The following is a 13391-nucleotide window of genomic DNA, read 5'->3' as shown; positions in this document are numbered from 1 at the left end:
AGCATAGGAATCCAAAAAAAGCGTCACACCCGAGAGATGAAGTCTCTCCATGGTGTGACGCTGCTACCAAAATCCAATCTAACCTGTTTCTTTCCTTCGTAATCGATTTCTCAGACGTTCATATTGCCCATAGATCCACGGCGCTTCCTTCGTCAGGATTGGCCCCAGTACCGCCAGAATCAGCACGTACAGCACAGCAAAGGACTGGATTGAAACCATCAGTCCTCCGGCCTTGCCAATGTTCGCCATAATGATCGAGAACTCTCCTCGGGAAACCAGCGTGAATCCCACTTTGAGTGAAGCCTTTGGCGTCATTCCGGACATTCTGCCTGCAATCATTCCTGCGCCATAATTGCTCGCAATCGTTAAAATGACCGCAATGATCGTCATCCCGACAGCTCCCCCAAGGGAGGAGGGTTCAATGGTCAGCCCAAAGCTAAAAAAGAAGATCGCACCAAAAAAATCCTTGAACGGCATGACCTGATGCTCAATCCGGTTCGCATGTCTCGATTCACCGAGTACCAGCCCCATCATTAATGCACCGATCGCCTCGGCAACATGCAGTGTTTCCGAGAAACCAGCGACTAGAAAGAGCAACGTCATCACGGTAAGCAGAAACAGTTCGGATGACTTGATATTCAGCGCCTTGTCAATATACTTGATGCTCTTCCGGCCAATGATCAGAAACAGCACAATGAACAGCATCGCAGACAAGGATACCAGCAGTACACTGAGGAACGAGGTTGCCCCGCTGAGAACGAGTCCAGTCAGGATCGAGATATGAATGGCAATGAACAGATCGTCAAACATGATCATGCCCATAATAATCTCCGTTTCAGGATTCGCCGTGCGCTTCAGATCAACGAGTACTTTGGCCACAATCGCTGTTGAAGAGCTGGTCATGATGCCGCACACCACCAGCGTTTCTTTTAACGGCAGCTCCATGAACCAGCCCAGCAGCAGACCGGAAGCAAAATTAAGCCCTACATAGAACATGCCTCCGGTCAATATGGCTTTGCCCGATTTCATCAAACGAGAGACCGAGAATTCAAGTCCAAGATAAAATAGAAGAAACAAAATGCCAAGCCTGCCCATAAATTCAATAAATGCCGAGCTTTCGATGAAACGCAAATCCACGATACCGATCTGTGGTGCATGCGGTCCAACTGCCATTCCGATCAGAATATAGAAAGGAATGACCGAAAATCGTAATCGTGCAGATATTAGCCCCGTAAGTGTAATCAGCGCAACAGCAATTCCCACTTCGAATATGAGCATATCCATGGGCTACAACCGTCCATCGGATAATAACCGTTTTAATTGCCTGATCTGATCCCGCTCTCCTGCTACGACAATGGTAGCCCCTGAGGCAAATGCATAGTCTGGCCCCGGATTAAACTGTTTCTCCCTGTTCTTCTCCACCACCGCCAGAATGACAGCCCCCGTCGCTTGGCGGATATCCAGTTCCCCAATCGTTCTTCCAATGCTTCGTGAATGAGGTTCGATTCGCAACCATTCGATCAGCAGGCCCTCGAGCATAACTTCCCGTTCATCCTGGAACTTGGGCTTATAAGTCATGCCTCCCACTACGGCAGCGACTGCCCGGGCCTCTTCGTCATCCAAGGTTACCAGGGATATCATATCCCCCACCTCTTCAGGCGTGTCTCCGGATTCCATGTGAAACAGATCGCGCCGCTCATCATTATGAATCACGATAATCAAATGCTCTCCACTACGGGTATGCAGCCAATACTTGCGTCCAATTCCCGGTAAATCCGTCTCTTTAAAGTGCATGATCCACACCTCCTGAAGACACCGGATTCAAGGTTGTACTACTCCAAGTGATTTCCGTAATACGCACCCTCATGGAACCAGCAGGGATTGTAACAGATCTCGTTTCCCCTTTGCTGCTAAGCAGCAATTGACGTCCTACAGGCGAGAGAAAGGAAATGCGCCCTGCATCCGGATCTGCCTCTTCAGGCATGACGATCTTGAATGCATCCGACGTGTGGAAATCAATGTAATCAAATCGGATCTCGCTCCCAATAAGCACGACGGAATGGAGAAGCTCATCCGGGCCGAGCAGCAGCTTCTGGACATATCCGGTGTAAGCAGTCAATAATTTCTCCATCTGTATCCGCTCGGGTTCACGCACGTCAAAATAGGCGTCGAGAAAAGTCCTTTTCTCTTCACCCAATGTAATTAGCTGTTTCACCAGTATTTCTCTGCAAGGTTGAAGGTTAGACCTATGGTTCATAATAGATCTCACCTCCTATACAAGCTTTGTTCTCCACATGAATTCGCATGTTGCTGTTCATCATCCTGTTTTCCTCCTTCTGTTAGATAAAAGTCCCGGAAACCGGGGCCTTCTTACCATCTTACCAAAACTAATTTTTTAATCCAGTCTATTCAGCTAACTTCCCGTTCAAAATGGGTAATCGGCTATATTATCCAATTGTTGGAATTCAATCTTTACACCACATGATAGATCCATAGAACATTTTAATAACGTCATAAAAAACATTTTATGGGTTTTCATCTCGTATTTTTATTTTCTTTCCTGTATATTTAACTACAAACTTTTATGCAATTTATGCAAATAGCCAACCACAGACTTTAACACAATAAAGGAGTGCATCGAAAAAGTGTCCACTATTACTCAAGAATCAACTCAAGTCACTGCTGCAGAATATGTTCATTCCGTTTATGAATCGGTTATCGCCAGAAATCCGCAAGAACATGAATTCCATCAGGCTGTAAAAGAGATTTTGGACTCACTCATTCCTGTGATTGAAGCACACCCGAAATACATGAACAACAGCTTGCTCGAACAGCTGGTTGAACCTGAACGTGTCATTACGTTCCGCGTACCTTGGGTCGATGACCAAGGCAAGGTCCAAGTGAACCGCGGATTCCGCGTGCAGTTCAACAGTGCCATCGGTCCTTACAAAGGCGGGCTGCGCTTCCACCCTTCCGTGTATTCCGGAATCGTGAAGTTCCTGGGCTTCGAACAGATTTTCAAAAACGCACTGACTGGACTGCCGATCGGCGGCGGTAAAGGCGGTTCCGACTTCGATCCCAAAGGAAAATCCGATCTGGAAGTGATGCGTTTCACGCAAAGCTTCATGACAGAGCTGTATAAATATATCGGTTCCGATACGGACGTACCTGCAGGCGATATTGGTGTAGGCGCGAGGGAAATCGGTTACATGTTCGGACAGTACAAACGCATTAGCAGCGGGCATGATGCAGCTGTATTAACGGGGAAAGGTCTGCTGTATGGCGGAAGCCTTGCACGCAAGGAAGCCACTGGATTCGGTTGTGTGTATTTCGTGAACGAGATGCTGAAATCGAAAGGGCTGTGCTTCCAGGACAGCACAGTGGTTGTTTCCGGTTCAGGCAATGTATCCATCTACGCCATCCAAAAGGCTCAGGAGCTCGGTGCCAAGGTCGTGGCTTGCAGTGACTCGGGAGGATACATATATGATGCGGAAGGAATTAACCTGGATACTGTAAAACGATTGAAAGAAGTGGATCGTCTGCGGATCAGCGAATACGTCAAAGAGCATCCTCATGCGGTGTACACCGAGGGCTGTGCAGGTATCTGGTCCATCCCATGCGATATCGCGCTTCCTTGCGCAACGCAAAATGAAATTGATGAGCATTCTGCTGAACTTCTCGTGCAAGGCGGCGTCAAAGCCATCGGTGAAGGAGCCAATATGCCTTCCACGCTTGCTGCAATCGATCTTTTCCTGAAAGAGGGCGTTCTGTTCGGTCCGGCGAAAGCAGCCAACGCAGGTGGAGTTGCAGTGTCCGCCCTTGAAATGTCTCAGAACAGCATGCGGTTGTCCTGGTCATTTGAAGAAGTGGACGCGAAGCTGCATGAGATCATGCGGAACATCTACAACAGCTGTGTAGAGGCAGCGGATCAATATGGCTGTACTGGAAACCTTGTGGCAGGAGCCAACATTGCAGGCTTCCTGAAGGTAGCCGATGCCATGCTCGCTCAAGGCGTAGTCTAAGTTTTAATCAATTTGACCGTTCCACTTGAAGCGTGTGCATATCATCATTCATCTTAACTTTATTCATGAAGGACAGTTCTCCCTGAGGAGAGCTGTCCTTTTTCATCTTTTGAAATGATCGGAGCACGCCAGGCCTTCACAGGGTGAGACGGTCAATATGATTGTGTTCTCCCTGACGCAAAAAAGCCGCCAAAATGGCGGCTATTACATTTCATATGATTATGAACGAACGGTTTTGAGCGCCCCGCTCCAGGACAACACTTGATCCAACATTCCGTTGAGATTGGTCAAGTGCAGATCAGCCGGTTTGAAGGTTCCGTTATCAAAATCGGTGAATAAAGAAAGCGCCGGGTGAACACGAACATCCGCAACCGACAGTTCTCCGAGAATACCGCGCAGATGTTCTGCCGCACGTGCACCGCCTACCGAGCCATAACTAACAATTCCTGCAGCTTTATCGTTCCAGGCTTCACGAGCATAATCCAGTGCATTTTTCAGTGATGCAGAGATGCTGTGATTATATTCCTGTACGATAAATACGAATCCATCGAGGCTCGCCAGCTTGGTGTTCCAGGCAGTAGCCTGTTCTGTTGCATCAGCTTCGCCCAATAGCGGCAGCTTATAATCGGCAATATCCACGATTTCATAGTTGGCATCACCGCGTGAATCAGCGATCTTTTTCACCCATTCCCCTACTTGCGGACTCAACCGACCTTCACGTGTACTCCCAAGAATAATCCCAATATTTAATTTCGACATTTTTGTTTCCTCCTCTTGTGTGTTGTTGTTAGTTTTACCGAATAACTTATCCATAAATCCCATATCTGCACCATCCTGCATCCGTTTAATTGTTTGGCTTGTTATTGATAATAAGTTATATGATTAAATTAGTCAAGTAACTTACATAAAGTTTGCAAATGTTTTTTTACCTCTACTTATCATATCAATGTTGATTCCTATTTATTCTGCAATTTTGCCCTCCCATATGAAACCTATAGGAATTGATCATATTTCAGTGTAATGGTAAAGTGATATTAACACTGAATATCCAGTTTTTTCATTTATTAAAGGAAGTGTACACATTGTCTAATCTATCCCACGGCAGTACGATGAGCCCTCATTTATACACGGACTGTGAGCAATGTTTCGGGCTGTGCTGCGTTGCCTTGCCTTATGGCAAGTCATCCGACTTTGCTTTTGACAAAGCCAGCGGCACCCCTTGCTCCAACCTGCGCTCAGACCATCGCTGCGGCATTCATACGCAGCTCCGGCAAAAGGGCTTCAAGGGCTGTACCGTCTATGACTGCTTTGGTGCAGGCCAGAAGCTGTCCCAAGTAACCTATGCGGGCAAGGATTGGCGGGATCATCCGGAATCGGCTGCCGAAATGTTCGACTGCCTGCCTGTCATGAGACAACTGCATGAACTGCTCAGTTATATGAACGAAATGCTCTTGAGGCCGGAAACCTCCTCTCTTCACGATGTCATCCGCAGCGTATACCAGGAGACGGAACGCCTAACCGATCTGGAGCCTTCCGCGATTCTGCGCCTGGATATTCCCTCTCAGCGGGCGATCGTAAACGATCTTCTGGTGCAGGGGAGTGAGCTGGTACGCGCGCATGCGCCATCCAGCAGCCATGAACAAGGGAAATCCAAACGCAAGAAACTGAAAGGAAGAGACTTCCTGGGTGCCAATTTAAGAGGAGCTGACCTCCGGGGAGCAAGCTTTCGGGGTGCCTTAATGATTGCTTGTGACCTGCGCAATGCCGACTTGAGACACGCTGATCTAATCGGTGCCGACTTGCGTGATGCGGATCTGGGCGGAGCAGATCTGACCGGGAGCATTTTTCTGACACAATCCCAGCTGAATGCAGCCAAAGGCGATTCCCGTACCAGATTGCCAGCTCATCTCAACTTGCCTGAGCACTGGTTGTAAACATCTCCTCTGCTATATAAGAGCTATAACACAAACAGCCCGTCCCTCATAATGAAGGACGGGCTGTTTCTATTTATTGCAATGATTGAATCGTTTTACATCGAACATTACAGAAGATCTCGGCGAAGTTCCTCAGCAGATTTCGGGGACAGGTGACCAAGTGGAATATCAAATACGGTTTTGGCACCTTTATGTCCTTCCAAGCTCAAACGCTGTGCAGCCCGTGCATAAGCGACCAGTACACTAGCGGTGAATTCAGGGTTGCTATCGAGTTTCAGACCAAATTCCACAATTTGCTTTTGGCCTGTACCGGTAACACCACTACGAATAACAAATCCACCGTGCGGCATACCTTCATGTTCCGATTTAAGCTGCTCTTCAGTAATGAATGTTACTGTTGTATCGTAATCTGCAAAATAGTTCGGCATGGATACAATGGTTTCACGAATTTCATCCTGATTAGCACCTTCTTCAGCCACGACATAGCATTGACGCAGGTGTTTCTCGCGTGTCGACAATTCAGGTGTCTCTCCTGAACGGATCCGGTTGATCACTTCTTCAACAGGTACAGTGTACTGAACACCTGCCTTAACCCCTGGAACACGGCGGATTGCATCGGAGTGACCTTGACTGACCCCTTTGCCCCAGAATGTGTACTCTTTACCCTCTGGCAGAATGGATTGGGCGAGCAGACGGTTCATGGAGAACAAGCCTGGGTCCCAGCCTGTGGAGATCACACTAACGTGACCGCCTTGCTCTGCTGCAGCATTCACTTCCGCGTAGAATTCAGGAATTTTCGCATGTGTATCGAAGCTGTCCACCGTATTGAACAACTTGGCAATGGCAGGTGTCTGCTCCGGAAGATCCGTTGCCGAACCGCCGCACAGAATCATGACATCAATTTTACCTATGTATTGCTCGGCAGCAGAGATGTGCTCAAAACGAGCTTCTGTACCTTCTGCAACCATCTGCTCCGGATTACGTCGTGTAAATACAGCAACAAGCTCCATATCCGGGTTTTGCACAATGGCTTTCTCCACGCCTTTACCCAGATTTCCGTAACCTACGATACCAACTTTAACCATGTTCGATCCTCTCCTGTCTTCTTCTATAGTTGCTTACTACTCTAGTATAAAGATATAACATACCATGTAACCTGTTAGGTTTCCAGTCGAAATCAAAAATACCTTGCACTACATGCAGCATCAGGCTGCTTTCATGCAAAGTATCCGCCATTCATTCTTATTATGGACCTAGAAAAATAATCGAAACACATGAATGATGTAATCCGACTGTTCCGTAAAATGTGCTACAGATGCCGCATCTACTCTGGCTGTGAAGCACAAGAAAGATAGGGTTAGAATCAAGAGAGAGAGTACACTGCTTGCCAGGAGCAAGGATGCGAACTTGGTGACGACCCTTAATTTTCTCATCCAATCTGCCTCCTGTTCGCTGTTTGTTTCGGAGATTATATGTTTCATTTGTGACCTGTGGATTCAGCCATGTCCAAAATGGCACCCGCAACGGCATCCGGTTGACTGTTATGAATGTAATGTTTGGCGTGAGGAACAATCTGCTGTCTCCCCTGTACGGACCATGAGGCAAACTCGGCTTGATCTGCCTGCCATGCCCGGCTTCCCTCACTTGGTTGATCTGATCCGGCCGTAAGAATGGTTAGAGGAAAGGAAAATGGCTGTTTGTTCTCCAGCACACGGTCTGCGTTAACCTTGGAACGATGAAGCTCATCCATCACGTTGTCGTTGTACGCATGCTTCAGCGTCGAACTGATAGCGGCCTTTTTCATTGGTTCCACAACCAGGTCCGGGTCAATAACCAGCGTTGCCATCATCCGATCCGAATGCAGCAATGTTCGTGCAATGCCTGTTTTCACCAGAAATCTTGCTGAATCGAAATACCAGTCTGGTGCATCCATCTCCGCCGTGTTGTAATATTCAGGACTACCCCCATCGATCATAACGATACCTGCCACTTCATCCGGATACATTTGTGCATATCGAATGGTCTCCAGAGATCCCAGGGAGTGACCCACCATGATGTACGGTGGTCGCTGACCGGATTTGCGAAGCAATTGATGAACTTCATCTACAACGGTATCGATGTCACGCGGCTGCTCTGTATAGTCGCTGTATCCATACCCGAATCGGTCATACACGGCAATTTTCACGTGGGATTTCAGCTTGTCATACAGCGGACTGAAATCCACGTAGGGATTCGGTGTTCCCCAGCCTGATGCAAGTACAACGGTCACGGATCCCTTTCCCGCCGAGTAGAGGTGCATATTACGTCCACTTACCTCATACAGCCTGCCAGGCGGCGTATATGACTTCATATCCTGTGCAGACTGATAAGCTTCGTAAGCCGTACCTGTAAGCAGCAGCAGACCTGTCGTCAGCATCAGGCTACCTAATACTTTCACCACTCTCCGTAAACCCTTGTTCATCGCTTCTCTACCCCTTACACGCTAATCTCATCTTCGTCTATGCCTTGCATAACGTTCCTATATGTATTCTTTAATCCTACCCAAGAACCGTTGTAACCGGAACAATCCGGGGTCCAGTTCTTCCCCCAACCAAAGTCCAGTTCATAACTTACCCTGCGGGCTGAGAAGGGACTGTCCAGCATTATATTAGAGGGGATAGACAACCCAGTTCACACCAAAAAACCGCAAATTCCCGATGAATTATCGGAAACCTGCGGTTCTCACCTTACTCTATTATTCAGCCTATTCTGCGACTGCTACAGTTGCAGCGTTAGTCCGACTGGACAGTGGTCACTACCCATCACATGACAGTCGATGTTTGCATCTTCAACCCGTGGTGCCAGTTGATTGGACACGAGGAAATAATCGATACGCCAGCCCACATTCCGCTCCCGTACCTTTGGCATATAAGACCACCAGCTATACACGTCCGTGCGATCTGGATATAAATGCCGGAAGCTGTCCACATATCCCGCCGCCAGCAGTTCTGTCATTTTCCCCCGTTCTTCCAGCGTAAATCCGGAGTTGCCCATATTGGGCTTCGGATTCTTCAGGTCAATCTCCTGATGAGCCACATTCAGGTCACCACAGACAATGACCGGCTTGGTCTGCTCAAGCTGCAGGATATATTTCAGGAAACGATCCTCCCACTCCAGTCGATAAGGAAGACGGGTCAGATCACGCTTCGCATTGGGCGTATATACATTCACCAGGTAAAAGCGGTCAAATTCCAGCGTAATCATCCGGCCTTCCGGTTCGCTGTCTTCCTCCATCCCATAACGGACGGATAACGGCTTGATCCGGGTAAATACGGCTGTGCCGGAATATCCTTTTTTGATGGCATAGTTCCAGTATTGGTACACATCTTCCCCGAGGTCCATCTCAATCTGCCCTGCCTGAAGTTTGGTCTCCTGCACACAGAAAATATCGGCCTGGCTTTCCTTATAATAATCCATGAATCCTTTCGTAACGCATGCCCTTAACCCATTCACATTCCAGGACACCAGCTTCATATCCTCATCTCCTCACATCTCCCCAATATAGCATGGGCGAATTCATAAGGACAAGGCTATCCGCCTGGAAATGGGACGAGGGGTGCTCAGAGGCAGTTCCCGCTAGGTAAACAGCCACTCCAGCGCTTCGGGAAAGTGTTTGGCAAAGAACAGCATGTCATGTGTTCCTCCCTCTTCCTCAACATAGTTCAACCGATCAGCGGGATATCCCTTTGCCAGAATCGCCCTGACCGCTGCACGCGTATAGTCCAGCATATGGGCCTGAATATTTTGTTTGTAGATTCCCTCCAGGCTGCCCACATACATATACAGCTTCAGCTCACTTCGATCAGACCAGGCTTGCCCGGTCATGTAATCCAAAAATCCTTCGTACCACATCGAAGCAGACAGCGCCCCTACCTTGCCGAATACGTGCGGGAATTCGGTGGCTGCATACAGGGAAATTAAGCCCCCAAGTGAACAACCCATGATCCCCGTATTTGCTCGATCTGCCCATGTGCGGTAGTTCGAATCCACGTGCGGTTTCAACTGCTTGATGATCGTATCCAGATAAGCTCTGCCATGCCCGCCAAAAGACGAAAACGAAGCCGTAAGGGCCGGCATTGGCCAAGGCGTATAATCATCGTTCCGATTATGGGACTCAATGCCAACCAAAATCACTTCCGGCAGCCTTCTCGTTCGATAATAGTGATCCAGAAGATTACTGCAGGCCTTGGCTACTGCTCCCCCATCCTGAATATATACGACAGGATAACGACCTCCATCGGCGTAGGAGGGTGGAAGAAGAAGATGAAGCGTCCAGCCGCCTACTGTCTCATGTATCCATTTACTCATGCTAGGATTCCTCTCCTCCAATGCGAATCCGGCCAATCACATCCGGTTTTTGAGCAGCAAAAATATAAAATACGGTACTCCGATAATGGAGATCACAATGCCTACAGGCAGCTCTGCCGGGGCAAATACGGTTTTGCCAATCAGATCACCCACGACGACCATGGCCATACCTACCAGCCCGGATACCGGAATGACCCGATTATAATGAAGACCTACCAGTCTTCTGGCGATGTGAGGAGCGATGAGACCAACAAATCCGATACTGCCGGAGACGGCAACACAGGCGCTGACCAGTCCAACACTGCCGAGCAGCAGCAGTTTTCTCTCCCGGTGCACATCCACGCCGAGCCCCTGACTGCTGGCTTCCTGCAGCTGCATCACATCAAGTACACGGGATTTCAGCCAAAGTAGTGGAATAAGCAGCACCAGCCAGGGTATCATAGCCGCAATGAAGCGCCAGTTGGCATTATAGATGCTGCCCGTCAACCAGACGGTGGCCATCTCAAAGTCCCCAGGGTTCATCTTCAGGGAAAGATAGAGCGTGATCGCACTGAAGCCCGAACCGATCGCAATCCCGACCAGTATCAACCGCTGCGAATCCAGCTGCCCCTGCTCCTGGGCAAACCACAGAATAAGAGCTACCGCTACTAAGCCTCCGATCAACCCAAACAGCGGCATGGCCATAATGGACAACCAGCCGGTCCCCGTTATGGAACCCTGGAACAGAAGCATAAACAGCACCATGGCCGTCCCTGCTCCTGCGTTGATTCCGAGCATACCCGGATCAGCCAGCGGATTGCGGGCAATCCCCTGAATAACCGCCCCTGCAATGCCGAGTCCCAGCCCAAGCAGCAGAGCAATGACGATCCGCGGCAGCCTGAAGTCGAAAATAACCAGGTCATGTTCATGCACGGGGTCCAGCCGCAATAAGGTTTTGACTACCTCCATGACCGAGATATCGAACGTACCGTTCGTCAGACTGATATACACTGCCGTTGCGATAATAGCCGCACATACGAATATTACGGTCCATAATCTTCCCCGCTTCCGTTCAGGCATGTTTTCCCCCTCCTTTGGTCTTAATCAGATAAAGGAAAAATGGCACACCAAACAATGCGGTGACAACCCCAATTGGTGTTTCAAATGGTGAATTAATGAACCGACTCAGAATGTCGCACCACGCAAGGAATATGCCGCCCAGAATGGCGGAACAAGGAACGACCCAGCGATAATCCACACCGAAGAAAAAACGAGTGATGTGCGGTATCAACAAACCGACAAATGCGATCTTCCCCGCCAGTGCCACGGATATACCCGTTAAAATAACAACGCTCAAAATGGATAACCCCTTGACCCATGCGGTCCGTTGTCCCAGGCTTGTCGCAACGTCATCTCCCATGGACAGAATGGTAACGGACTTCGAAAGGATCAGCGCTAACGCCAATCCCACCATAGCAAAGGGAATAATCAGCTTGATCATGGTCGGATCCATCTGATGCAGTCTGGCGTTGTACCAGAAGCTGATGGTCTGGGAGACCTGATAGTAGGTCGCTACAGCCTGCGACACACCACCTAGAAACGTCCCAATAATCGTGCCCAAGATGGCAAGCCGCACAGGGGACATTCCGCCGGGCAGCAGCCAGGCAATGAAAAATACGAGCCCTGCTCCCAGAGCAGATCCCGCCAGGGAATAAAAAATAAGCCCAAGGGAAGACGTATTCGGCATAAATACCATGCATAGCGTGATTACAACGACCGACCCGTCGGATACCCCCATAATGGAAGGGGATGCAAGATAATTTCTTGTCATCCCCTGCATGAGAGCCCCGGATACGGCCAAAAAAGCGCCGATCAGCAGAGCACCAATCACGCGTGGAAGCCGTGAAGACACAATGATCTGATGATCAATGCTGTTCGTGTCAAATTCAAAGATACTTGCAATGACCGTGGAAACATCAATATTTTTGGCTCCATACAGAATGGAGGCCAGGATGGTGGCTGCAATAATCAGAGGCGCTGCTGCAAACAGCACCGCCGGATTCAATCTTCTTTTTTGCATGGATTATACACGCCTTGCTCTAATTATTTGGTTAGCTGCTCCACAGCGGCCTCCAGGAAATGAATCCGGCTCCATGCCGGGCCTCCTTCGGCAAGCGGATCAATCACGTTAACAAACGCCTGATTATTTTGCAGGGCTGTCGTTTTCTGCAGGATCGGGTTATTCTTCAGATCTTCAAGCGCATTCGGCGTGTCTGCATTCTCTGTTGCTTCGAATTGAATAAACACCACATCCGGATTCATCTCGGCAAATTTCTCCACGGAGATCGCTTCCTGTGCTTTCGCTGCCTGAATCTCGGCAGGGACCTGGAATCCGAGGTCATTGTACAGAATCGGATTCACGAAGACCGACTCGGGATATACATACATCTGCCCATTACGAATACGGACCGCCACAACCTTTTTGTTCTGCAATGTATCACCAAGCTCTGCCTGAGCTGTTGTCAGGGCTGCTTTGTATTGTTCAATCTCCTGTTTGGCCAGCTCCTGCTTGCCTGTCAACTCAGCGAGCAGATTCAGATTCGCCTCCCAGTTCGTGGAAATGTGAGATACCTGAATGAACGGGGCAATTTTGCCGAGCTGCTCAGCCACTTCAGGCTTGAATTTGGTGGTGCCCAGAATAATATCCGGTTTCAATGACAAGATGGTTTCAAAGTTTGGCTCAATCTTCTGTCCAATGGACTCTGCTTGATCGGTAATCGAGGTATACATCTCCGGGAACTCCCCGCCAAAGGTAATTGCACCTACAGGGTGTACGTCCAATACCAATGCATCTTCCATCGCTTCCATCGAACCGGTGATTACGATTCGTTGAACATCCGTTGGCACCGTATATTCCTGATCCAGATATTGAATGGTTCTTGTTCCTTCTGCTGCTTCGGTTGTTTCCGTTTCACTACTCGCTGCTGTACTTTCGGCCTGCGCTGAATTTTCCGTTCCTCCTGCTGTATCTTCCTGTTTACCGCATGCTGCCAGAACAGTCAGCATACAGATCAATGCCAGCCACAACCCCAGTTTTTTCTTCATCTCT

Annotated in this window: 14 protein-coding genes; 2 read left to right on the top strand and 12 right to left on the bottom strand. The window is 48.9% G+C overall.

Annotated features, from left to right (window positions below; all coding sequences use genetic code 11):
- Positions 1-78: 78 nt before the first annotated feature.
- From ABIC22_RS16820 to ABIC22_RS16810, 3 genes are read right to left on the bottom strand one after another with little or no spacing between them, the layout of a single operon-like run.
- Positions 79-1284 (bottom strand): cation:proton antiporter, encoded by a 1206-nt coding sequence (locus ABIC22_RS16820; protein WP_095359650.1) that lies wholly within the window; start codon positions 1282-1284, stop codon positions 79-81.
- Positions 1285-1287: 3 nt separating this feature from the next.
- Positions 1288-1794, bottom strand: a complete 507-nt coding sequence (locus ABIC22_RS16815; protein WP_354482397.1) for a cation:proton antiporter regulatory subunit — start codon at positions 1792-1794, stop codon at positions 1288-1290.
- Positions 1784-2257 (bottom strand): GreA/GreB family elongation factor, encoded by a 474-nt coding sequence (locus tag ABIC22_RS16810; protein ID WP_127538777.1) that lies wholly within the window; start codon positions 2255-2257, stop codon positions 1784-1786. Before ABIC22_RS16810 ends, ABIC22_RS16815 begins: the two co-directional genes overlap by 11 nt.
- Positions 2258-2645: 388 nt before the next feature.
- Between ABIC22_RS16810 and gdhA the strand changes: the two genes are divergently transcribed.
- A complete protein-coding gene (gene gdhA / locus ABIC22_RS16805; protein ID WP_354482393.1) occupies positions 2646-4022 on the top strand; it encodes an NADP-specific glutamate dehydrogenase in 1377 nt (458 codons plus the stop codon).
- 219 nt (positions 4023-4241) lie between these two features.
- Here gdhA and ABIC22_RS16800 read toward each other — a convergent pair whose 3' ends face one another.
- Positions 4242-4781 (bottom strand): NADPH-dependent FMN reductase, encoded by a 540-nt coding sequence (locus tag ABIC22_RS16800; RefSeq protein WP_153979595.1) that lies wholly within the window; start codon positions 4779-4781, stop codon positions 4242-4244.
- 350 nt (positions 4782-5131) lie between these two features.
- On the opposite strand from ABIC22_RS16800, the gene ABIC22_RS16795 reads away from it, so the two are divergent.
- Positions 5132-5956, top strand: a complete 825-nt coding sequence (locus ABIC22_RS16795) for a pentapeptide repeat-containing protein (protein WP_354486006.1) — start codon at positions 5132-5134, stop codon at positions 5954-5956.
- Between the two features lie 107 nt (positions 5957-6063).
- Here the strand turns inward: ABIC22_RS16795 and ABIC22_RS16790 are convergent, their stop codons facing one another.
- The 8 genes from ABIC22_RS16790 to ABIC22_RS16755 form a co-directional block, all read right to left on the bottom strand.
- Positions 6064-7041 (bottom strand): diaminopimelate dehydrogenase, encoded by a 978-nt coding sequence (locus tag ABIC22_RS16790; RefSeq protein WP_354482389.1) that lies wholly within the window; start codon positions 7039-7041, stop codon positions 6064-6066.
- Positions 7042-7209: 168 nt separating this feature from the next.
- On the bottom strand, positions 7210-7389 hold the full coding sequence (locus tag ABIC22_RS16785) for a hypothetical protein (protein WP_095359653.1): 180 nt from the start codon (positions 7387-7389) through the stop codon (positions 7210-7212).
- A 44-nt stretch (positions 7390-7433) separates the two neighbouring features.
- The gene (locus ABIC22_RS16780) at positions 7434-8417 is read right to left on the bottom strand and encodes an alpha/beta fold hydrolase (protein WP_354482386.1); all 984 of its coding nucleotides are present in this window, start codon (positions 8415-8417) and stop codon (positions 7434-7436) included.
- Positions 8418-8713: 296 nt separating this feature from the next.
- On the bottom strand, positions 8714-9469 hold the full coding sequence (locus ABIC22_RS16775; RefSeq protein WP_110821873.1) for an exodeoxyribonuclease III: 756 nt from the start codon (positions 9467-9469) through the stop codon (positions 8714-8716).
- 102 nt (positions 9470-9571) lie between these two features.
- Complete coding sequence (locus ABIC22_RS16770; protein WP_354482382.1) at positions 9572-10303, bottom strand: alpha/beta hydrolase; 732 nt, start codon at positions 10301-10303, stop codon at positions 9572-9574.
- Between the two features lie 36 nt (positions 10304-10339).
- Positions 10340-11362: a FecCD family ABC transporter permease gene (locus ABIC22_RS16765; protein WP_354482379.1), complete on the bottom strand. Its 1023-nt coding sequence runs from the start codon at positions 11360-11362 to the stop codon at positions 10340-10342.
- Complete coding sequence (locus ABIC22_RS16760) at positions 11355-12362, bottom strand: FecCD family ABC transporter permease (protein WP_354482376.1); 1008 nt, start codon at positions 12360-12362, stop codon at positions 11355-11357. Before ABIC22_RS16760 ends, ABIC22_RS16765 begins: the two co-directional genes overlap by 8 nt.
- 23 nt (positions 12363-12385) lie before the next feature.
- Positions 12386-13387, bottom strand: coding sequence for an ABC transporter substrate-binding protein (locus ABIC22_RS16755; RefSeq protein ID WP_354482373.1), 1002 nt, complete (start codon positions 13385-13387; stop codon positions 12386-12388).
- Positions 13388-13391: the final 4 nt, after the last annotated feature.

The sequence above is a fragment of the Paenibacillus sp. PvP094 genome, from assembly GCF_040546835.1.
In the GTDB taxonomy this organism is placed as follows: domain Bacteria; phylum Bacillota; class Bacilli; order Paenibacillales; family Paenibacillaceae; genus Paenibacillus; species Paenibacillus illinoisensis.
Note: the sequence above shows the minus strand (reverse complement) of the source record. Positions and strands in the feature narration are given on the sequence as shown.

Bases quoted from the DNA above. Each gene is read 5' to 3' on its own strand.
- ABIC22_RS16820 (WP_095359650.1), bottom strand. From the start codon at position 1,284: ATGGATATGCTCATATTCGAAGTGGGAATTGCTGTTGCGCTGATTACA.
- ABIC22_RS16815 (WP_354482397.1), bottom strand. From the start codon at position 1,794: ATGCACTTTAAAGAGACGGATTTACCGGGAATTGGACGCAAGTATTGG.
- ABIC22_RS16810 (WP_127538777.1), bottom strand. From the start codon at position 2,257: ATGAACCATAGGTCTAACCTTCAACCTTGCAGAGAAATACTGGTGAAA.
- ABIC22_RS16800 (WP_153979595.1), bottom strand. From the start codon at position 4,781: ATGTCGAAATTAAATATTGGGATTATTCTTGGGAGTACACGTGAAGGT.
- ABIC22_RS16795 (WP_354486006.1), top strand. From the start codon at position 5,132: ATGAGCCCTCATTTATACACGGACTGTGAGCAATGTTTCGGGCTGTGC.
- ABIC22_RS16790 (WP_354482389.1), bottom strand. From the start codon at position 7,041: ATGGTTAAAGTTGGTATCGTAGGTTACGGAAATCTGGGTAAAGGCGTG.
- ABIC22_RS16785 (WP_095359653.1), bottom strand. From the start codon at position 7,389: ATGAGAAAATTAAGGGTCGTCACCAAGTTCGCATCCTTGCTCCTGGCA.
- ABIC22_RS16780 (WP_354482386.1), bottom strand. From the start codon at position 8,417: ATGAACAAGGGTTTACGGAGAGTGGTGAAAGTATTAGGTAGCCTGATG.
- ABIC22_RS16775 (WP_110821873.1), bottom strand. From the start codon at position 9,469: ATGAAGCTGGTGTCCTGGAATGTGAATGGGTTAAGGGCATGCGTTACG.
- ABIC22_RS16770 (WP_354482382.1), bottom strand. From the start codon at position 10,303: ATGAGTAAATGGATACATGAGACAGTAGGCGGCTGGACGCTTCATCTT.
- ABIC22_RS16765 (WP_354482379.1), bottom strand. From the start codon at position 11,362: ATGCCTGAACGGAAGCGGGGAAGATTATGGACCGTAATATTCGTATGT.
- ABIC22_RS16760 (WP_354482376.1), bottom strand. From the start codon at position 12,362: ATGCAAAAAAGAAGATTGAATCCGGCGGTGCTGTTTGCAGCAGCGCCT.
- ABIC22_RS16755 (WP_354482373.1), bottom strand. From the start codon at position 13,387: ATGAAGAAAAAACTGGGGTTGTGGCTGGCATTGATCTGTATGCTGACT.